Source organism: Brevibacillus sp. JB24b (genome assembly GCF_051713385.1).
Classification (GTDB): domain Bacteria; phylum Bacillota; class Bacilli; order Brevibacillales; family Brevibacillaceae; genus Brevibacillus_B; species Brevibacillus_B laterosporus.
In genome coordinates this window covers 1,295,086-1,316,660 of record NZ_JBNVQV010000001.1, presented here as the reverse complement: position 1 = coordinate 1,316,660, position 21,575 = coordinate 1,295,086, and the positions used below count along the sequence as shown (strand labels likewise).

The 21,575-nt window shown below is 42.3% G+C and carries 19 protein-coding genes and 2 riboswitches; of the genes, 4 read left to right on the top strand and 15 right to left on the bottom strand.

Translation table 11 applies throughout. The features are described from left to right. Positions 1–10 precede the first annotated feature (10 nt). The gene (locus tag ACQV1I_RS06465; RefSeq protein WP_018672827.1) at positions 11–622 is read right to left on the bottom strand and encodes a succinate dehydrogenase cytochrome b558 subunit; all 612 of its coding nucleotides are present in this window, start codon (positions 620–622) and stop codon (positions 11–13) included. A gap of 449 nt (positions 623–1,071) precedes the next feature. Between ACQV1I_RS06465 and ACQV1I_RS06460 the strand changes: the two genes are divergently transcribed. Then, entirely contained in the window at positions 1,072–1,551 is a 480-nt protein-coding gene (locus ACQV1I_RS06460) for a DUF2507 domain-containing protein (RefSeq protein WP_018672828.1), read from the top strand. Positions 1,552–1,660: 109 nt separating this feature from the next. Here ACQV1I_RS06460 and metX read toward each other — a convergent pair whose 3' ends face one another. The 3 genes from metX to ACQV1I_RS06445 form a co-directional block, all read right to left on the bottom strand. Continuing rightward, entirely contained in the window at positions 1,661–2,761 is a 1,101-nt protein-coding gene (gene metX / locus ACQV1I_RS06455; RefSeq protein ID WP_104067985.1) for a homoserine O-acetyltransferase MetX, read from the bottom strand. Between the two features lie 104 nt (positions 2,762–2,865). Continuing rightward, positions 2,866–2,976: riboswitch (SAM riboswitch) on the bottom strand. Between the two features lie 51 nt (positions 2,977–3,027). Further along, complete coding sequence (locus ACQV1I_RS06450) at positions 3,028–3,849, bottom strand: GNAT family N-acetyltransferase (protein ID WP_116333142.1); 822 nt, start codon at positions 3,847–3,849, stop codon at positions 3,028–3,030. A 181-nt stretch (positions 3,850–4,030) separates the two neighbouring features. Continuing rightward, positions 4,031–5,269, bottom strand: a complete 1,239-nt coding sequence (locus tag ACQV1I_RS06445) for an aspartate kinase (RefSeq protein ID WP_116333141.1) — start codon at positions 5,267–5,269, stop codon at positions 4,031–4,033. Between the two features lie 205 nt (positions 5,270–5,474). After that, positions 5,475–5,665, bottom strand: a riboswitch (Lysine riboswitch). Positions 5,666–5,830: 165 nt separating this feature from the next. On the opposite strand from ACQV1I_RS06445, the gene ACQV1I_RS06440 reads away from it, so the two are divergent. Then, positions 5,831–6,766 carry an SDR family oxidoreductase gene (locus ACQV1I_RS06440; protein ID WP_116333140.1) on the top strand — a complete coding sequence of 312 codons (936 nt, stop codon included), beginning with the start codon at positions 5,831–5,833 and terminating at the stop codon, positions 6,764–6,766. A 2-nt stretch (positions 6,767–6,768) separates the two neighbouring features. On the opposite strand, the gene uvrC is transcribed toward ACQV1I_RS06440, so the two are convergent. The 11 genes from uvrC to ACQV1I_RS06385 form a co-directional block, all read right to left on the bottom strand. Beyond that, entirely contained in the window at positions 6,769–8,496 is a 1,728-nt protein-coding gene (gene uvrC, locus ACQV1I_RS06435) for an excinuclease ABC subunit UvrC (RefSeq protein WP_236645698.1), read from the bottom strand. A gap of 294 nt (positions 8,497–8,790) precedes the next feature. Next, positions 8,791–9,105: a thioredoxin gene (gene trxA, locus ACQV1I_RS06430; RefSeq protein ID WP_018672834.1), complete on the bottom strand. Its 315-nt coding sequence runs from the start codon at positions 9,103–9,105 to the stop codon at positions 8,791–8,793. A 162-nt stretch (positions 9,106–9,267) separates the two neighbouring features. Next, positions 9,268–10,122 carry an MBL fold metallo-hydrolase gene (locus tag ACQV1I_RS06425; RefSeq protein WP_116333138.1) on the bottom strand — a complete coding sequence of 285 codons (855 nt, stop codon included), beginning with the start codon at positions 10,120–10,122 and terminating at the stop codon, positions 9,268–9,270. Between the two features lie 192 nt (positions 10,123–10,314). Beyond that, positions 10,315–11,277 (bottom strand): electron transfer flavoprotein subunit alpha/FixB family protein, encoded by a 963-nt coding sequence (locus ACQV1I_RS06420; RefSeq protein WP_116333137.1) that lies wholly within the window; start codon positions 11,275–11,277, stop codon positions 10,315–10,317. Between the two features lie 14 nt (positions 11,278–11,291). Next, a complete protein-coding gene (locus ACQV1I_RS06415) occupies positions 11,292–12,059 on the bottom strand; it encodes an electron transfer flavoprotein subunit beta/FixA family protein (RefSeq protein ID WP_104030618.1) in 768 nt (255 codons plus the stop codon). A gap of 12 nt (positions 12,060–12,071) precedes the next feature. Then, a complete protein-coding gene (locus ACQV1I_RS06410; protein ID WP_094701246.1) occupies positions 12,072–12,848 on the bottom strand; it encodes an enoyl-CoA hydratase in 777 nt (258 codons plus the stop codon). A 191-nt stretch (positions 12,849–13,039) separates the two neighbouring features. Then, positions 13,040–13,627 (bottom strand): TetR/AcrR family transcriptional regulator, encoded by a 588-nt coding sequence (locus ACQV1I_RS06405; protein ID WP_018672839.1) that lies wholly within the window; start codon positions 13,625–13,627, stop codon positions 13,040–13,042. A gap of 260 nt (positions 13,628–13,887) precedes the next feature. Continuing rightward, positions 13,888–15,597 carry an AMP-binding protein gene (locus tag ACQV1I_RS06400; RefSeq protein ID WP_116333136.1) on the bottom strand — a complete coding sequence of 570 codons (1,710 nt, stop codon included), beginning with the start codon at positions 15,595–15,597 and terminating at the stop codon, positions 13,888–13,890. A 240-nt stretch (positions 15,598–15,837) separates the two neighbouring features. Next, a complete protein-coding gene (locus tag ACQV1I_RS06395; protein WP_116333135.1) occupies positions 15,838–16,875 on the bottom strand; it encodes an LCP family protein in 1,038 nt (345 codons plus the stop codon). A 151-nt stretch (positions 16,876–17,026) separates the two neighbouring features. Beyond that, positions 17,027–18,202: a thiolase family protein gene (locus ACQV1I_RS06390; protein WP_104030622.1), complete on the bottom strand. Its 1,176-nt coding sequence runs from the start codon at positions 18,200–18,202 to the stop codon at positions 17,027–17,029. Between the two features lie 23 nt (positions 18,203–18,225). Continuing rightward, positions 18,226–19,161, bottom strand: a complete 936-nt coding sequence (locus tag ACQV1I_RS06385; protein WP_116333134.1) for a 50S ribosomal protein L11 methyltransferase — start codon at positions 19,159–19,161, stop codon at positions 18,226–18,228. Between the two features lie 353 nt (positions 19,162–19,514). Here ACQV1I_RS06385 and csaB point away from each other — a divergent pair, with 353 nt between their 5' ends. Both csaB and ACQV1I_RS06375 read left to right on the top strand, forming a co-directional pair. Beyond that, positions 19,515–20,618, top strand: a complete 1,104-nt coding sequence (gene csaB, locus ACQV1I_RS06380) for a polysaccharide pyruvyl transferase CsaB (protein WP_018672845.1) — start codon at positions 19,515–19,517, stop codon at positions 20,616–20,618. A 31-nt stretch (positions 20,619–20,649) separates the two neighbouring features. Further along, a complete protein-coding gene (locus ACQV1I_RS06375; protein ID WP_116333133.1) occupies positions 20,650–21,498 on the top strand; it encodes a class I SAM-dependent methyltransferase in 849 nt (282 codons plus the stop codon). The last annotated feature ends 77 nt before the right edge of the window (positions 21,499–21,575 follow it).

The following is a 21,575-nucleotide window of genomic DNA, read 5'->3' as shown; positions in this document are numbered from 1 at the left end:
CCCCCTTCTCTTACACGAATGCAAATACGGCACGCAAGCCTACGTAGGATAATGCTACGAACAGGATCATGGTGAAATAAGTTGCCATACGTTGTGAACGTGGCCCTACTGTAATGCCCCAATGCACTAAGAACGACCATACACCATTGCAAAGGTGGAACACAGCGGATAGAACTCCCACAGCGTAAAACGCTATCATTACTGGGTTAGTAAAAATATCATGCATGAGGTCATAGTTAATTTCGGCGGTACCAAGAGCTTTGGCAATACGAGTTTGCCACACATGCCACGCTACGAAAATCAGCGTGAAAACACCTGTAATACGCTGCCAGAGATACATTTGATTACGGAAAAACGAGTAGTTGCCATTGTTAGGTTTTGCTTGAAATGCAAGATATAGACCGTAAATGGCGTGAAACAACAGCGGGAGATAAATGAATGCAAATTCCATAAACAATAAGAACGGTGCCTTTTCAATTAGACCAACCGCTTCGTTAAATGCTTCCGGCCCTTTGGTTGCTTGAAAGTTCGCCGTTAAATGGAACAGTAAAAACAACCCGATCGGAAACAACCCGAGTAGAGTGTGAAGCTTGTGCAAAGCGAAGTTTTTCTTACTTGCCATGCCTGGGTCCCCCCTTCATTGATGTGTGGAAAATGTTATCTTACAATACCTATGCTTTAACCCTGTAGGTTTCAGCAAGACACATGTTCCGCTCCGCTTCCACTTTGGAAGAACATCCTCTATGCACGAAGAACCAGTCTCTCAATAGGAATAACAAAATGTTTCCAGTTTGCGAAATGGTTTCAAAAGTCTGTCAATCCAACGTATAAAAAGCCGCGGGCGCAAACGAGTTGTGTCCAAATAAAGAATAAAGATTGGAAATTATGTGACCAAAACAATTGTACTCCTACCTTTTAGTAGCGTCAAGCAATTGAATAGACTTAATACATTCTTAGATTAATTGTAATCTATAACAATCCTATCTTACTCCTATCAATTTCTTAGTCTTAGCATAAATGTTTTTTTGCTTCATAGAATAGAAATCATGCACAAAAGGAGGACGAGCTACAGTGAGACAAGCTACTGATGTCTTACAACAACTTTTACCTACGTTTTCACCACATGATCGTCAGCGCATGCAACAAATGAACATGCCCTTTGCCGGTCATCTCTTTTTTCGAAATGTAGTCACACAGGAATTATTGGGAGATTGCGAAGGTCCCATTCTTTATTGGATGGGAAAAGAGATAGGGGAGACCTATCATATACATGCAGCAGAGGATCTGATATTAGCCTTCATCCAACTTGGCTTAGGAAAGCTTGAACTAATCTCTTGTACAGCTAAACAGATTGAGTATCTCCTGACACATCCCCATCTTACCATGCAGACGACAAACCGATTAGAACGTACCCTACAGTTTGAAACAGGCTTTCTTGCCGGATCTATTGGTAACTGGTTAGAACGTGAGACAAATGCCACACTCACTCTCCTGGAAAAGGACAAAAAAAAAGAACCAACTGCACATATTCAGGTTGTTATCTCAGGGTAACAACCTGTTTTTACGTGCAAGCTCTTATATCCGCATAAAACAGCTACTAGTAATCATTATTGTTGTTGCCTATCTATCTCCTACCTACTTTTTAGAGCAGAGAAGCTGGTTATCCAATTAATTGTGATGTTTGTTGACCTTTTACTCTCACAGGAAAATAAGGCCCTAGCAATTGAGCCATTTTGTCTATTTCAACTAAAAAACCATCATGACCAAATACAGAGTCAATCGCAAAAAAATCAACGTTTTTCCCCTGTCTCTTTAATGTAGAGGATAGCCAAAGCTGATGGGGAATTGGATACAATAAATCATTGGAAATAGCTATACAGACCACCTTTGCATCGATGCGTGTCAGTGCGTTTTCAATTCCATCCCTTCCTCTACCGATATCGTGTGTATCCATTGCTTTTAGCAGATAGAGGTAGCTATTTGCATCAAACCGTTGCACAAGTTTATCTCCTTGATAACGTAAATAGCTCTCCACTTCAAAAGTGGTCTCCACTAAGTCGGCATGCACGGTGCCTTGATGAGCCCTACCAAATCGCTCTTCAAATAATTCGGCTGTCCGGTATGTAATCATGCCGACCATACGCGCCGTTGATAATCCGCGAATTGGGCCTTGATTCGGATAATAATGACCATTATTCCAATCAGGATCATTGCAGATCGCTTGCCTTGCCACATCATTATAAGCGATGGCCATAGCAGATAACTGTGCGCAGGTAGCAACTGGTACCACCAAATCCATCATCTGTGGGTATTCAACTGCCCACTCATAAACTTGCATCCCACCCATCGAACCACCTATGACCGCATAAAGATGCGGGATACCCAACTGCTCGATGAGCTTATATTGAGCCCGCACCATATCCCGGATGGTCACAACAGGAAAATGAGTCGCATATGGCTCTCCAGTCTCCCTATTCATACTTGCAGGCCCTGTTGTTCCGTAGCAACCACCTAGTACGTTTGCGCAAATCACGTAATAGAAATTGGTATCAATCGCTTTCCCTGGCCCAATCAATCCATCCCACCAGCCTGACTTTTCACCATCACCTACAACTTGACTGTCTCCCGTTAATGCATGACACACCAAAATTGCATTCGATTGCTCAGAGTTGTACGTACCGCTTGTCGTATATCCGATTTCCACTTGACGGAGCACCTCGCCACATTCCAACTCTAGGTCGTGAATCGTTGCTTTTTTCAATACAATTCCTCCTATTTCCACTTGATGCCCTAAAGCGCAGGTACATATGTGCTAAAAAACCCCTCTTCCGGAGAAGAGGGGTTTGATCGTATCGACTAGACCCGCTCTTATCTGCCAGACTACTTCATGCGTGCCTGCTGGATTTAGCACCTCTCCGCTTCTTGCGGGGTTGCCGGGTTTCTTCGGGCCAGTCCCTCCACCACTCTTGATAAGAGATTTCTATATAATTTTGTTTATCATACTTCTTTCGAGTAAGAATTGTCAATCTATTTCAACGAAAAGGATTCTTCTCTTTTTATTTGATACATCGTCCACATTCCAATGTCCTGAAAGCCCAAACGTTTATAAATAGCTCCAGCCGTTGGGTTATCATAAAACAAGCACAAGCTTCGCCCTTCCGCCAAAACATCCCTGCACAGCGCTACCATACAAGCACTAGCATACCCCCGCTTACGATAAAGGGGATGAGTACAAACACCAACAATCATGGCAGCCATCGAACACTCGGCTGTTGTTGAAGCACAGGCTACCGTTTCTGTGTTCACCTCTACATAATAAGTTCTCCCTGTACCGCTTTCCAGTGTGTGTTTCAATGCTTCTTCTGCATCAGCAGATCTGCCAAACTCTTGTATCTGATCACGTAGGCTGACGATTTTTACGACATCATGAACTGTGGCTTTTTTTACCTCAAATCCCTTGATGTCATCCTGAGATAGTTGAGAGTCATCTTCTAATTCTGCAAAATAGGTAGTTTTGATCTCATGCTTCGGAAGATGGCTTGCAAAGTCCTGTAAAGAATCTTGTTTTCCTGATAAAACCTCCAGCTTCTTGTCAGCAAGTATAATTTCACTGAACCCTTCGATATCAAACCTATCCAAAGCATAAAATACGTACGAGTGATAATACCGCAGGAGTACCGCAGAGAGTTTTGTCTGGTCACTCGCTGACCATTCTCCCCATAACTCTTGAAAAGGTGTAGAGAAGCCAAAATTTTCTACATCACCAATAAGAAATAAGTTCAAGCTTCTCTCTTTTGATACCAATTCCATAAATGCTTCATAATCTGCTTCTGTTAGTTTTCGGATCATTTGGCAATTCCCTCTCCAAAAGTTTTTCCCTCCATTATTTGAAAAAGTGTACTACTTGTCAATAGAATTCAGAAAAAACACATAAAGCCCGGTGGAAGTCTCTCCACCAGGCTCCTTGATTAATCCAATCCTATCCCTGTCCATTTGAAACACTCTACATTCTGTTTTATTTAAAAACAAATTAAGCGTGCACGACAGCATCCGCAGAAACATCCAATCCAAACGCCGTATGCAGTGTAGCTACAGCTTGCGCAACTTTTTCTGCTGGGATAACACAAGATACCTTAATATCAGAGGTAGATACCATCCGAATGAGAATATCCTGGCTGGATAAATGACTAAACATATCGGCTGCAACCCCCGGATTGGTTATCATACCAGCTCCTACAATTGAAACTTTTGCAAGGCCAGATTCATATTCCACATGCTCAAAGCCTAACTCCTCCTGATGAGCCGCCAAGGTCTCCAGCGTTCTATGTAAATCGTCAGCGGAGATCGTAAAGGAAACATTATTTGCTTTGTCATGATAGGTGCTTTGAATAATGATATCTACATTAATTGATGCGTCCGCCAATGCTTTAAATAATAAGGATAACATGCCTACTTTTACAGGCATTCCGATAACCGTTATAGAAGCTACATCTTTGTCATGAGCTATTCCGCTGATTACTTTCCCTAACTCCATGTTTGTCTCCTCCTCAACCAATGTTCCCTCTTCTTCTGTAAAACTGGAACGAACCACAAGTCGAACTCGATGTTTTTTTGCACTTTCCACAGAACGTGGATGCAACACACCAGCCCCTAGAGTTGCTAATTCTAGCATCTCATCATATGAAATGGAGCTTAACTTTTGTGCACGAGAAACAATGCGCGGATCGGCTGTAAATACCCCTGATACATCTGTGTAGATTTCACAGCAGGTAGCCTGTAGACTAGCCGCAATTGTTACCGCTGTAGTATCAGACCCGCCCCGTCCCAATGTTGTAATTTCTCCGTTTTCGCTAGCTCCTTGGAAACCTGCTACGATGACAATTTTCCCCTGCTGTAATTCTTGCTCAATCCGTTGACTGTTAATCGTACTAATGCGTGCCTTTCCATGCTTCTCTTCCGTTAAAATGCCAGCTTGCCAGCCTGTCATGGACACAGCTTCGTACCCTCTGCTTTGTAGGGCCATACTAAGTAACGCAATGGAAACCTGTTCGCCTGTGGCAAGCAGCATATCCATTTCACGAGCAGGCGGGCTCTCATGTAATTCCTTTGCTAAATCGACCAGCACATCTGTTGTTTTTCCCATAGCAGATACCACAACCACCATGGCATACCCGGCATCCTTATAACGGATAATTCTCTGTGCTACCTCTTGAATACGCTCCGCAGAGCCTACGGATGTTCCCCCGTATTTTTGCACCACAATTTCCATTTTGAATCTCTCCTCTGGTATATTCTGCTAGTCTGGATCATATGCCTTCCTTGGTTCATTTATAATGAAAGCTTTTTACTAATTAAAGTACAAAAAAGGCAACGACAAAGGAAATACCTAGTCGTTGCCCTAACTGGACATACACGGTCCCTCCTTCCCCTGATTCACGGAAATGCCAAAGCAAGTAATAATAGCTCTAGCAGCCCGGTGAGATAGCTCTCCATTTGCATGACGGGTAGGACATGCAAATGACAGTCTTACGCTTATTCAACGTAAGCCCAGCATGCACCGCTTGGGTATCGCGTGCACACTTCGGCAAATTCCCCTTTCCCAGCTCCATCATAGATTCCCATATCTCCGGAGGGTACTCTTGGTTTTTGCGCCTCTACCTCACTCCTGTATAGGGAAGTGAGGTTGTTGCTTATGAGATTATTCAGAATTATATCACGTTACTTTGCCAGTTACAATTCTTTTTGTTAAGGGATATAAGAACATATTAGCGTGATACAATGAGCATAGTTTTCGTATCTTTTTATATAGAACATGAAAGGAGGCTTTCTAATGAAAGATAATAAAACCTTGCAGAACCAACCCGAGGCAAACACGGACAATAAAACTCCTTCCTCCGTACATTTGAACTCAAAATCCACCTCGCCTGTTGTTCTTATCACTGGGTGTTCAAGCGGCTTTGGAAAACAAATTGGTATAGCTCTTGCAGAAGCTGGCTATCAAGTAATCGCCACAATGCGTGATGTAACAAAAAAAGAGCCTCTTCTTCAAGAGGCTTCAGCCCGTAGCATTGAGGATCGTTTACACATTATCTCCTTAGATGTTACGAAACAAGATAGTATTGTGCAGGCCATCGACCAAACGCTACAACTATTTGGCAAGATAGACATATTGATTAACAATGCTGGCTATGCGACTGGCGGTTTTACTGAAGAAATCCCCCTAGAGGACTGGCGCAATCAGTTTGAAACCAATTTTTTTGGAGCGGTAGCCACTACTCAAGCGGTTTTAAAGCCCATGCGTCAGCAAAGGAGCGGTCTCATTATCAATATGAGCAGCATTTGCGGACAATTTGGCTTCCCTATGCTCGGTCCATACACCGCCTCCAAACATGCACTAGAAGGCTTCAGTGAATCTCTACGCTTAGAAATGCTCCCATTTGGCATCAAGGTGGTCCTAATAGAGCCTGGGCCATATCGAACTGATATATGGGAAAAAAGCATAGAAGCAGCAGCTTTCTCACCTGAGTCTCCCTATCATACCTTTTTAGAGTATTTGAAACGGCAAGCCAAGTACAACGCCATGCACTCTGGCGATCCAGAAGAAGTAGTCCACACCGTATTACGTATTGTAAAAGCTCCTAATCCGTCCTTTCGTTATCCGATTGGAAAAAGCATCAAAAGCTTACTCTTTAGTAAAAAAATATTACCCTGGAGATTCATAGAGCTAATTGTAAAAAAGCAATTACATAAAATACTGAAGAAATGAGCTTATTTATCATCCTTCAATCCTCTTACATGTGTAATAATATCTCTTGCTAATTTGTCACCAATACCAAGCTGACGGAAATCTTCCACTGTTGCTTCGCGCATCTTTTTCAATGAACCAAAATGCTGAAACAACTTCTTACGTCGCTTCTCTCCTATACCTGGTATCTCATCTAATTGTGAAGAAAGCATTGTTTTGGAACGAGCCTGCCGATGAAAGGTGATGGCAAAGCGATGTACCTCATCTTGGACACGTTGCAACAGATAAAACTCATGGCTATCCCGCTTAAGCTCTACAGGCATGGGCGGGTCACCATAGAGTAACATCGCTGTTTTATGCTTTTCATCCTTAGCAAGCCCACAGACGGGAATGAACAACCCTAATTCATTTTCTAGCACATCCATAGCGGCACTGATTTGACCCTTGCCCCCATCAATAACAATTAGATTAGGTAATGGTTGATTTTCTTTTAACAGGCGAGAATATCTCCGCAAAATAACCTCTCGCATGGAGCCGTAATCATCAGGGCCCTCTACCGTTTTTATTTTATATTTCCGGTACTCTTTCTTGTCTGGTTTCCCATCAGTAAACACAACCATGGCCGACACAGGTTCGGTTCCTTGTATGTTAGAGTTATCAAAAGCCTCGATGCGATGAGGGGTGCCTATTCCCATAATGTTACCTAAATTATGGACAGCCTGCACTGTACGGGCATCATCTTTTGCTAATAAGGCAAATTTCTCTGCTAAGGAAATACGCGCATTCTCTTTTGCCATATCAATTAATTCATGCTTTTTCCCACGTTTTGGGGTTAATACTTTTACTCCTAGCCATTCAGAAATTAGCTCCGATTCACTTTCTTCAGGTAGTAGAATTTCTTTTGGCAAAGCCTGCTGTTTATCAAAATAATACTGTGCAACAAACGACATGAAATCTTCTGTGGCATCTCCGTAAAAGGGAAACGAGCTAGTATCACGCTCGATTAGCTTACCTCCCCGCATATAGAAGACCTGTACGCACATCCAGCCTTTATCGGTATGAAAACCAAAGATATCACGGTCAACCGTATCAGTCAGTGTAATCTTTTGTTTCTCCATGACTGCTTCAATATTATGAATTTGGTCACGAAATTCTTTTGCCCGTTCAAACTCCATATTCTCTGCAGCCATCATCATTTTTTCCGTTAAGATTTCTTTCGTAGCCTTGTGACCACCATCTAGGAATTTAGCGATCTCATCAACAATGCGTAGGTTCTCCGCCTTATCCACCTCGAACACACAGGGTGCCATACATTGATGCATGTGGTAATACAAGCATACCTGCTTTGGCATATTTTTGCATTTACGAAGCGGGTATAAACGATCCAATAGCTTCTTTACTTCCTGAGCAGCTGTCGCATTGGGATATGGTCCAAAATACTTCGCTTTATCCTTTAAAAGGCGACGCGTGATCTCCAAACGCGGATGTGCCTCATTAGTAATTTTAATATATGGGTACGTCTTATCATCTTTTAATAAGATATTGTATCGAGGATCATATTTTTTTATCAGATTACACTCTAAAATAAGGGCCTCTATTGGACTAGAGACCACAATATATTCAAAATCAGCAATTTCATTTACTAGTAACTGAGTTTTCCCATCATGACTGCCAGTAAAATAGGAACGAACGCGATTTTTTAATACCTTAGCTTTTCCCACATAGATAATGTCGCCATTCGCATTTTTCATTAGATAACAGCCTGGCTTATCCGGCAATATCGCAAGTTTATCTTTTATTTGACTCACGTCGCGTTCTCCCTTCCTGAGTATGTAAAATTATAAATCTCATCCGAACCCGAAATGTCTTTTTTCCTACCCTTTATCCTAGCACACTTGTTCTCTTTTTCCTACTTATAAAGATTGGGATGGAAAACATATGGGAAGAGTGGAAAACAAAAAACCCGCACTCCTATTTAGGAGCCGGGCTTTTAGAACGAATGATGGCAACTTCCGCATCAAACGCACTTGATCTTACCAACGACCTTACAGATGTTTGTTGATTGTTTCCATCAAAGCATCTTTTGGTTTAAAACCAACCATTTTGTCCACAGGTTGACCGTCTTTGAAAAGAATCAAAGTCGGGATGGACATAACGCCAAATTTACCAGCAGATTCTGGATTGTCGTCAACATTCACTTTCACGATTTTCAGCTTTTCGCCGACTTCATTATCCATATCTTCAAGCACAGGAGCGATCATTTTGCAAGGTCCGCACCATGGAGCCCAAAAGTCTACCAATACTGTACCTTGTTCGATATCTTGTGCAAAAGATTGATCCGTCGCATTTGTAATAGCCATAGGATAAAATCCTCCTTTACTCTTAGAAAAATAACTTAAAGCCTTCTGAAAGTATATCATCTACAGCCAAAATTGACCATGACTCAAAATACTTTCATTATACTTTGAAAAAACAATTGCTATTCTTATCTTATCCTGCTACAAAATGGTTGAATCCATTCGTTACAGTTTACCAAATCCATCAACAAAAAAACGAACGGTCTCTGTCTCATCCTCATTTAATTCTCTATGTAAGAGTGCAGTCATACCTTTACTGATTTTTTCTTGATTACCCTTGAACTTTTCTGTAAAAAAGGCTGTATTTTTTAATAGCAGAAGCTCTGCGTCAAACTCCTCTTTTGTTAAAGGAGCCTCTTGATGAGATAGAAAAATAATGTTCGCATCATATTTTTCAAGCTGTTCTACTAATTTTCGTGATTTCTCAACTGTGTAATTCCACTTTTTAGCATAGATATTCGGATATAGGCAATCACCTAGAAACAATACTTTTTCTTCAGGGATATAAATCAGACTTGAATCAGATGAATGATCTCCTCCCACATGTTCAATTACACAGCTTACCCCACCTAAATGAATTGTCATTCGACTATCAAATGTAAGCTCAGGTAATCGCAGAGTGACATCTCGGTTCGTCCCCAGTTCCTTTTTTATTGCCTCTGCACAAAATGGTATTTCTATTCCTAGCTCAACACGCTTATCTAAAGCACAATCTGTCCAGGTTAGGTCCATTAGTTCTTTAATATATTGAAGTGTTTGGCTATGTGAAACGATCGGCATGTCCATTTCGTTTAAACCAAATACATGGTCCCAGTGCCAATGGGTAAGGGCCAACCAGTCAGCTTTGATACCTTTTTTGCCTAACTGTTCTAGGAATAACTTCGCATGGTTAGAAGAATTACCCGCATCAATCAAAAGTGTTTTTTCATCTCCCACTATCGCTGCTAGAATGGGGCGATCCGTTTCCTGATAGGGGGGGACATATAAAATACGTTTTGAAATTTGTACAAGTTGCTGCAATCTCTCCCTCTCCTGACTCACTTGTTTTATAGTTCATTCGCAGCATACCATTCTTATTTGTTTCTTCATTAATATTTCTTCATTAATATTATTTTTTGACTTCGTTTTAATCTAAACCAAATTCCCGTCAAAAGCAAAAAACTACGGTCCTAACTAAGCAACCGTAGTCTATACACCCACCCTTATTAAACTTTAGCCTACTACTACCTTTTTGAATTCTTCCGTTAGTAATGGCACCACTTCAAACAAGTCACCCACGATGCCATAGTCAGCTACTTGGAAAATAGGGGCTTCAGGATCTTTGTTGATAGCCACAATCACTTTGGAGTTTGACATTCCTGCCAAGTGTTGAATAGCCCCGGAAATTCCGCATGCGATATATAAATCAGGAGTTACCACTTTACCTGTTTGGCCGATTTGCAGTGCATAGTCGCAATAATCTGCGTCGCAAGCTCCACGTGAAGCACCAACTGCTGCTCCTAGAACCTCAGCTAGTTCTTCCAGCGGCTGGAAGCCGTCTTTACTCTTAACGCCACGGCCACCTGCGATAATTACTTTCGCTTCGGATAAATCTACTTTGCCAGACGTTTTGCGAACGACTTCTTTAATAATGCTACGTAAATCTTTTAGTTCTACGTCTACCGTGACCACTGTAGCAGATTGACCTGACTTTGTTTCTCCCAAAGCAATATTATTCGGACGGATCGTTACGAAAACTTTATCACTGGAGAATATACGCTTTTGAAATGCTTTCCCTGCATAAATAGGTCGAGTAAAGACAGGACCCGCTTCAACACTAGTAACATCTGAGATCAGACCTAATCCTAATCGAGCAGCAACCCGTGGTGCGATATCACGTCCAATCGCTGTATGTCCTGCCACGATAGCGTCTGGATTCACCTCTTGAATTACCTTCACAATAGCCTGTGCATATGCATCGGGAGCATATTGGTCTAATGTTTCATTTTTTACTGCATAAAGGCTAGTCGCTCCGTATTCACCCAGTGCATTGGCATATGTATCTGCATCGCTACCGAATGCAGCAGCTACTACTTCGCCACCCTCTGCTATGATCTGGGCGGCAGCCAATGCCTCCAAGGAAACGTTACGCAATTGATGATCACGTGCTTCAGTTAGTACGAGTACTTTTTTCATTTGGAAGTCCTCCCTTAGATCACTTTTGCTTCGTTACGCAGTAGTTGCACTAATTCAGCCACTTGGCTCGGAACATCACCTGACAAGATACGACCTGCTTCTTTCTTTTCTGGTACATATTGATATACGATCTCCGTCTTACTTGCTACATCTTCTGCTGTAAGCCCCAAATCATCTGCGGACAGACGATCCAATGGTTTCTTTTTCGCCTTCATGATACCTGGTAGAGATGGATAACGCGGCTCGTTTAAGCCTTGTTGCGCCGTAATAAGGACAGGTAGGGAGGTTTCTACTACCTCCATATCTCCTTCCACATCGCGTTCCACGCGGACAGTAGTACCATCAATGTCAATTTTAACCGCTGTTGAAACATGGTTGATGGATAGCTCTTCAGCTAAACGAGGACCACCTTGACCTGCACCCGAATCCACAGCCATTTGTCCACCTAAGATGAGATCGAATCCTTCTTTTTTGGCAACTGCGGCTAGTACCTTTGCTGTCGTATATTCATCACCAAATAACGATTCATCATCTACTAAAACTGCTCGATCAGCTCCCATAGCTAGAGCAGTACGCAATTCTTTTTCGGCTCCATCTTTGCCTAGGGTCATTACAATAACCTCGCCACCAAGGTCATCGCGTAGCTTGATTGCCTCTTCAATGGCATATTCGTCATACGGATTAATAATCGTTTCCACACCATCATCACTAATGATACCGTCCTGAATAATGATCTTTTCTTCCGTGTCAAAGGTCTGCTTCATCGCAACTAAGATTTTCATGGTTGAACCCTCCTATCGATTGGAAAATTGCGGTTTGCGCTTTTCAAGAAAAGCAGTCACGCCTTCTTTCATATCTTCAGTAGTGAATACCTGACCAAATAATTCAGCTTCACGCTTCGTTCCAGCAGATAAACCCAGTTCTACGCCACTGTGAATTGCATCCAGTGCGTATTTGACAGAAATCGCACCCTTTTCTGAAATTTTATAAGCTAGCTTTTTACTTTCTTCCAACAACTGTTCCACTGGATAAACAGCTTCTGCCAGACCGATCGCATGAGCTTCTTCACCATCGATCATATCGGAAGTCAGTATTAGTTGGGTAGCTTTTCCTCGTCCAATCAGACGCGGCAAACGTTGAGTACCACCGTATCCGGGGATTAGACCTAGATTAAGCTCAGGTAGCCCTAACTTCGCTTCCTTTGCTACATAACGGATGTGGCACGCCATAGCAAGCTCCAACCCGCCGCCGAGGCAAGCTCCATTTATTGCAGCAATGATAGGTTTAGAAAAAGTCTCCATTCGCAGAAACAATTGTTGTCCTCGCTCCGCCACCTGCTGTGGACTCTGTTCAGCCAATTCAGTAAATTCTTTAATGTCAGCACCTGCGATAAAAAAGCGGCCTTCGCCAGTAATAACAATGGCACTGATCTGATCATTTTGCTCCAAATCGTCTAAAACCTGAGCCAAACTGGTGAGTGTAACTTGATTTAACGCATTGGCTGGCGGATGGTTAATCGTCAATATAGCGATAGTTCCTTCTGTTACAAGCGTAAGATTTGGATACGACATGCTTTGTCCCCCTTTTACACCGAACGAGCGAATGAATGAGCGCCCGATCAGTTTTGTACAAAATAGAACCTAGGCAACATTGTATCAGAGGAAATCTCTATACAAAAGTCTTTTTACAAGTTTTGTTGAAGTGAAATAACCAAGATTATTTCAAAAACGTTGTATTGAGATTTCCTAGGCTTGAATGGGGTCTAGTTTTTGCAGAATCCCTTTAGGAAAAGATTGTGAATGGGATCCACAAGAGAGACGAGATCGTACTTACATTCTTTCATAATCCAAGAAGTTACCGTCTGATCCAACGTACCAAAAATCATAGTGCGTGCCATCCGTACATCAATATCTGAACGGAAGATACCGCTGTCCATCCCTTCCTGAACGACTGCATCAATCAGGTTAAAGTATGATTTCAACACTTCTCCAATACCCTGACTTACCTCAGGATTAATCTGACGCAACTCAATTTGTGTTACAATCGCTAAGTTATGATCCTGCGCCAATTGGCTGAGATGACTCCGAATGAGAATACGTACCTTCTCAGAAACATCGTTTGCCTGAGAAGTCAACTCACGGCAATTCTCTACAAATTGTCCCATCTTCTCGTTAAACAGCGAGATAAGGACATCATCCTTGTTTTTAAAATAGAGATAAATGGTCCCGTCCGCTACCTTAGCTTCTTTAGCGATTCGCGATACCTGCGCGTTATGATAACCGTGCTTGGCAATCACCGTGACGGCTGCATTTATAATGGCTTGATACTTTTCCCCCGTTTTTTTGGCCATGTTGCCCTCCATTTTACTTTCTTAGATGTCCTTGTTTAATTCTTAATAAATGAATGAATATTCATTCAAGGAAATTTTATAATACCTAGGCACCTCTGTCAAGCATTAGACAAATAAAAAACGGCTTACCCCATCTCAGGGTAAACCGTTGCTACAATTGTAACTCTGTTTGAATAGATAGGCAATTCTTCCTAGCCGGAAAAGTGCTAGAATCATTTCTTACGTCGAATTTCGTCGCATTTTAGACACATTTTAGAGATTTATCCTAATTTACTAGTGTTTTCTAATTCCATACGTTTCTTCTCTTCTTCTTGCAAATGACGACGAAGTACCTTGCCGACCATGGTTTTAGGTAATTCTTCCCTAAATTCGTAGGAACGCGGCACCTTATAGCTAGCTAACCGCTGACGACAGAATGCATTTAACTCGTCCTCCGTCACCTGATAGGAATCCTTCACTACAATAAAGGCTTTAACCGTCTCTCCTCGATATGGATCTGGTATACCGACTACCGCAGCCTCTTGAATGGCAGAATGTTCAAACAAAACTTCTTCCACCTCACGAGGATAGATATTAAATCCACCAGCAATGATCATATCTTTTTTACGATCAACGATATAGAAAAAACCCTCTTCATCCATATACGCAATATCTCCAGTCAGTAACCAGCCATCCTTGAGAACCATCGCCGTATCTTCGGGACGGTTCCAATACCCCTTCATAATCTGAGGGCCACGAACAGCCAATTCACCAATCTGATTAGGAGGCATTGCTTCATCAGTGGCTGGGTCAATAATACAAGCTTCTGTATCTGGCCACGGAAGTCCAATGCTGCTATTGACACGTCTTTCCCACAGATTATTTGAATGGGTAACAGGAGAGGTTTCGGTTAGACCATATCCTTCGACTAATTTGCCACCCGTAATTTCTTCAAATCGCTCTTGTACTTCTAAAGGCAACGGAGCAGAACCACTAACACAGGCCTCAATAGAGGATAAATCATAATTTTTAATGTCTGGATGATTAATCAGGCCGATATACATAGTAGGAGCTCCTGGAAAGATAGTCGGGCGCTCCTTTTGTATTAATTGCAAGATTTGCTTAACGTCGAAACGTGGAACCAGCACTATTTCTGCAGCCATCTGAACTCCGCAATTTATCACGGTAGTCAGTCCATAAACATGGAATAAGGGTAAGACTCCTAGAATTTTCTCTTGTCCTTGCCTCATCTTATAAAGAACAGCCTTGCATTGAACAGCGTTTGCCACCAGATTGCGATGGGTAAGCATCACTCCCTTGGCAAGACCAGTCGTTCCACCTGTATATTGCAAGATGGCCAATTCTTCCTCCCAGTTTGCTTCAATATGGATGGGATCAGGTTGTGCCTGCTTTAAAGCGCGCACAAAATTCACTACCCCATCCTGATAGAGAATGGCTGGTACTGGCACCGCTTTTTTATCAAATTTCTGAGCTATTGGGTAAAGCGCTTTCTTCATGGGGGGTAAAAAATCTCGTATGCTGGTTAGAAATACATGAAGTAATTTGGTATTTGACTTCACATTCAGTACTCGGTTGTATAAGAGATCGAGGGTTACAATGACAACTGCACCAGAATCGTTTAACTGGTGTGTTAATTCACGTTCTGTATACAAAGGATTGGTCATAACAACCACCGCTCCAGCAAATATCGCTCCATAAAAAGCGATTATGGTTTGCGGAATATTTGGCAGCATAATGGCAATGCGATCTCCCTTTTGTACGCCTCGTGCTCGTAATACATGAGCAAAACGATAGGATTGGGTGAGTAGTTCTTGATAGGTCATGCGCTTTCCCATAAAAGAAAGAGCATAATTTTGTGGATAATCTTGTGCTGATTTTTCTAAAAAGTAAGTCAATGGAACACGGGGGTATTCCACTGTAGCGGGGACTTCTGCTGGGTAACAAGATAACCAAGGCTTGGCAATTAACATCGCTTTCCCTCCAACCTTTGATACCTCATCTTTCCCATCTTCACATTCACAATCTCTCCTTAATTGTCTATTTTATTCTAAACAGATAGACTTTTCCAGATTTTTTTACTAATCTTTCCAGCGAGGAAAGGCAAAACGAAACAAAACGAACTGCTCCAACTGATGGTTATGCCTTTCCTTCTCCTACTATTTGGTTTTAACATGTTTCTTCTTTCTAAAAAATGAGGAGCACAACTCTGTTTATTCTGTTGCGTCCGTTTTCAATACTTTTCTTATTTTTTCTTGGATTCGCTCTCGCTCACCTAATGAAACCAGATAGTACCATCCGAGTGTTGAATGATTCCAAATACGTTCATCACGTCCTTTAATTGTTTCTGTTGTGATGTGATTTTGTTTAGGATCATAGTAGGTAACAAGCAACGAGGAAATTTCATTTTGTGTGAGGTCTGTCTTGATATGTTTTCCTAAAATATCCATCAACTTAAATGCCTTTAAAAAAGCATCTATGGAGCTTCCTTTATTCGCTAAGGCCCGAATGATTTCTTGCTGACGGGCAATTCGTTCGTAGTCGCTGTCTTCGTGGCCTAGATCACTTTTCCGATAGCGTGCATAATCTAGTGCTTGCTTGCCATCCAGCACTTGTTTGCCCGGATATAGATCAATATTTGTTCCATCACTAGGGTCGGTATACTTCATACGTTTCTTGACGGTTACTTCTACACCGCCCAATTCGTCAATTAGTTTTCGGAAACCATCAAAGTCAATCGTGGCATAGCGATCAATCTTGATTGACAAGTAGTCTTCCAATGTCTTTTTTAACAGAGCAGGTCCACCAAAGGCAGTTGCGTGATTTACTTTGTCAAAGCCTTTGCCGGGAATTTTAATATAAGTATCACGAGGAATCGAGATCAATTGAGCTTGTTGAGTTAATGGATTGATGGTAGCTATCAAAAGGGTATCCGAACGTGCACGCTCCCCTTTCCTGCTATCTGTACCAATTAGCATCATACTAAAGGGCTGAAGGGTTTGTTCTTTGTGATAGAGCTCTTCTGCTGTAAGGGTGGAGGACTGATCCGAGGGAAGCCCTGGTGCCTGCATGATTGAGGTATCGTCTGGAAATGAAGAGCCACTCACCTGAGGAAGCGGCTCATACCAATCTTGCGTCATCTGCTTGTATTGTTGAAAAGCAGTACCTAGATAGGCGATCAACGCTATAAATAAGACGCAAAGGACAATGACGATCACTTTTTTTACGGTTTCTTTCTGCTTGGCTTGCATCTGATCTTCCCCTTACCTCATCGCAGTGTCTACAAAAAAAGAACCCTAAACAGGGTCCTTTATACTATGGTCAAAAAATGTCCGATTTATGCAATAGCTACCAAGCCTAGTCTAGCTCTTAGATCATCCTCTATCGTTTATTCACGCCATTTTATCGCTCTACAATCATGCTCATACCCAGTCCTCCGCCTACGCATAAAGTGGCTAGCCCTCTCTGTAACTGGCGTCTCTTCATTTCATGCAAGAGGGTAACGATTAGACGACAGCCAGTTGAGCCTACTGGATGGCCAAGTGATATCCCACTACCATTTACGTTCGTGATGGTTCGATCCAACTCCAATAGCTTTTCTACCGCCAGATACTGGGCAGCAAAAGCTTCATTAACCTCAATCAGTTGTATGTCTTGTAAACGAAGCCCTGCTTTCTTCAAAGCTTTATGCGTTGCTGGGACTGGTCCATATCCCATTAAGTCAGGCTCGACACCTGCCCATGCATAAGAGACAATTCGACCTAGTACCGTAAGGCCAAGATGTTTTGCTTTACTTTCTTTCATCAGTAGCACGGCAGAAGCACCATCATTTAAGCCTGAAGCATTCCCCGGTGTAACCGTTCCCTCATCACGAAAGGTTGGCTTTAATTTGGCTAAAGCATCGAGCGTAATGTCTGGACGAATATGCTCATCTGTGGCTAGTGTGATCGTTTTATTTTTTTTACTCAAAACAATCGGTATGATTTCGTCCTCAAAACGTCCCTCTTTAGTGGCATGTGCCGCTTTCTGATGACTTAAATAAGCGATCTCGTCCTGCTCTTCCCGACTAATCCCATAGCGATCCACCAGACGCTCTGCTGTTTCACCCATTAAAATATCGTGATGCGGATCTGTAAGTAGGTCCCACAAAGCGTCTGTCATTTCACCATGCATCAACCTTTTGCCAAAACGAGCTTGCTTTAAAACATAAGGAGCACGGCTCATACACTCTACACCACCCGCGATCACAACCTCGCTATCGCCTAAAGCTATCTGTTGCAGACCTGAGACAATTGCCTGCATACCGGAAGAACATTGTCGCTGAACAGTCAATCCTGTCACTTGCTGAGGCAGACCAGCATCCAGAAGAGCTGTTCTTGCAATATTCGGCTCATCTGTACGTTGAATACAATTCCCTAGAATAACTTCATCGATCTTTCCTGGGTCAATCCCTGTTGTATCCATGATGTCACGAATCGTTAGTTCAGCTAATTTACGTGCTGACACATCTTGAAACATGCCGCCAAATGTTCCGATTGGCGTCCGTTTTGCTGCGACGATTACGATAGGCTCTGCCATGCTACTCCTCCTTGGGGATGCAACTATTTTCCTTTATTGTCGCACAATTCCAATAAGAGTGTCACCCATTCTTCGCTTTGTTTTTGTTCCATTACATAAAAACCTGCTTGTTCATAAGCTTCTACTACTTTTGGTAAAATCCACTCTACTATTCCTGACAGGATCAAGCGGCCTGTAGGCTTAAAGGTACGTCTTACTAGCGGTAACATCTGAATCACTTCTTCTCCGCCAATATTAATGAAGATAAAATCAAAATGCTTTTCTAAGGATAATAAGTTATCGTCGACTGATGCATCACCTATCAATACCTTCACAGATTGATCAGATAATTGATTGAGGGCTAGATTTTGCTTTAGTTGATAATCGGTTTCTGGATTGATATCTGCTGCATAGACAGGGTATGCGGCTCCATTTAATAAGCTGAAGATAGAGAGAATCCCTGACCCCGCTCCCACATCCAAAATAGTTTTGCCTGCTAATTGGCTCTCCTGTAAAAACCGCAAAATATCCTGAGTTGTTCCATGATACCCCGTTCCAAAAGCAGCACCGGGATCAATGTAGAGCACATGCGCCGCTTGCTCTACCACCTTCGCGTCTTCCCAGGAAGGCGCTATTAGCCAATCACCTATTTGTATGGAGGTAAACTCATCTTTCCACGATTCGTTCTCCTCCTCAACTTGTTCAGTAGCTGCAATTCTAATTCTGCCTTCCCATTGATCAAGATATCTTTGTAGTCTAGCTGTCTGTTCTTGCTCGGTAGTCGCTAGTGGTTCAAACAGATAGGCTGTCATCGGTTTCTCAGTTAATTCCGCATAATCGTAGCCATTGTCAGTCGTAATGACCTCTACTTGGGGTTCAATCCACCCTAATGTGTAGTCGGTTTCCATAATGGTATAGGAAAATATCTCCTCTAATTCTCCTGGTAGGGAAAGCGTATATTTCATCCAAAATTTTGTCATGCAACAAGTTCCTTTCTGCCAAAAATCTAGCATATTCTAGTGTAGACATGGTAATATGAACGGTATTAGAGCGTGTTCAAGAGAGGGGTCTACATGATGTTTGATGAGTTTTTCTATCGAAGACGAAAAAACAAAGGCATCCTGTATGTAATGATTAGCTTTATCGTACTTAGTGTGTTGTTAGTTGCCGCAGGAATCTACTATATTATGTAGTTCTGTCTCCTTCGCTTTACTTACCTATCGCCTCTCGATTATACTTGAGGATGTGCCCAATTTAGAAAAACGGCACTTATGATTGTATACTACTTATCAGTTACGTTACCAGTACGTTTGAATAGAAAGAAGGTTCTCTCATGTCGCGAATTCTCATCTCCGGATATTACGGCTTTAATAATGCCGGGGACGATGTTGTGTTATATGGAATAATTACCTCGCTCAGACGAGAACAACCGAATATTTCCCTATCCGTGTTGTCAAATACGCCTGAGCGGACAACATCGCTATTTGGGATATCCGCTCATAATCGTTGGAAGCTCCCCACGATTGTGCGAGAATTAAAGCAAAGCGACCTGTTGGTAATGGGTGGCGGTACACTCATGCAGGACGTTACCAGCCCCCGCAGTGTACTCTATTATCTCGGGATCGTTACCATTGCCAAATTGTTAGGCAAACCCGTTGTATTTTATGCCCAAGGCTTCGGTCCCATCCTAAAATCCTTTAGCCGTTCCATGATTAAAACAGTCGTGAATCATGTAGATGTCATCACTGTACGCGATCATGAATCAGGTGAAGATTTTAAAGCTTGTGGAGTAACCAAGGCTCCGTTATATGTTACAGCGGACCCTGCACTCACTATTCATCCTGAAGATATTTCAGATAAGCGAGGGGCTGAGCTGGTATCACCTATGTTCGAAGATTCATCCCGACCGCTTGTGATCTTTTCCGTTCGTGATTGGAAAACGGAAGCGCGTTTCAAACAGGTGATTGCCGATGCTGCGGATTATTATCAGGAACGCGGATGGAACGTTCTGTTTCTACCAATGCATTTCCCAAGTGATATCGCCCCTTCTGAGGATATTTTAAAGGCGATGCAGCATAAGGGCGCGGCAATGCTGAAAGAGCATGTCTCTTTTCATGACATTATGTGCATCTTGAAGCAAGCGGATTACGTGGTGGGGATGAGGCTTCACTCTTTGATCCTTGCTTGTATGCTTCACATTCCGTTTATCGGGATTTCCTATGATCCTAAAATCGATCGTTTTGTGGAACGTGCAGGCATGACCTGTGCGGGCCATATCAAGGATTTAACATCAGAACAGTTGCTTTCGCTACTTGACGATCGTATGCAACACCTAGATCGAGAGCAAGCTATCATCCGTGAAAAAGCTGACATGCTCAAAGCGGAAGCTATGAAAAGTAGTGAGCTAGTTTTACAAGCGTTAGCCAGCAAGAAATAACTGTCGTTTGTTTGTAAGGAGGCAAAAGATCTTGTCACTCTCTTCGTCATTACTTATCGCGTTAAACAAAATGTTTCCTTTGCCCGTTCATCCGTTCAATCTAGCGAATGACGGTAAAATGAGCTATACCGAATGGCAATTCCGCAAGGGTGATCAGACCATTCAATTCTTCTTGCCGTTCCATTCTCAGGAAGAAATGTTTAAAAATAAGACCGTGTTAGATATCGGTTGTGGCGGTGGCGGTAAAACCTGCTATTACGCTACATTTGGTCCAGAAAAGATTATTGGAATTGACATTGTTCCTCATTATGCAGAAGAAGGTAATGCCTTTGCTCGGGAAAAAGGCTTGGATAACATCACCTCCTTCATGACAGGTGATGCATCCAAAATGTTGTTTGAAGACGAGACGTTCGATTCAATCATCATGAACGATGCGATGGAACACGTAGATAATCCAGAGAAAACGCTGGAGGAATGCTTTCGTGTCTTGAAAAAGGGCGGTCATCTATACATTAACTTCCCACCGTATTACCATCCATACGGCGCTCACTTGTCAGATGCAATTGGATTTCCCTGGGTTCACTCCTTCTTTTCTGAACAAACCTTGATCGATGCGTATCGTAAACTCGTTCAAGATTTGCCAGACGGGGAAGATCGTCTAGGCTTTCGTATCAGCAAACGTCCAGATGGTTCCGAGTACTTCTCGTATATCAATCGTATGACGATCAGACGTTTCCGCAACATTCAAAAAGGCGTCCACTACCCTGCTGTGTATGAAAAGGAAATCCCTCTGCGCAATGTAGTAGCTAATTTAGCAAAAACGTCTTTGTTCCGTGAGTATTTTGTGAAGATGGTCGTTTGTGTTTATCAAAAGAAATAAGACAAAACCCCCAGTCCGGTCAAAAAATCCGTCTGGGGGTTTTACTATTTCTATATACCTCTATTTCATTTGTCTCT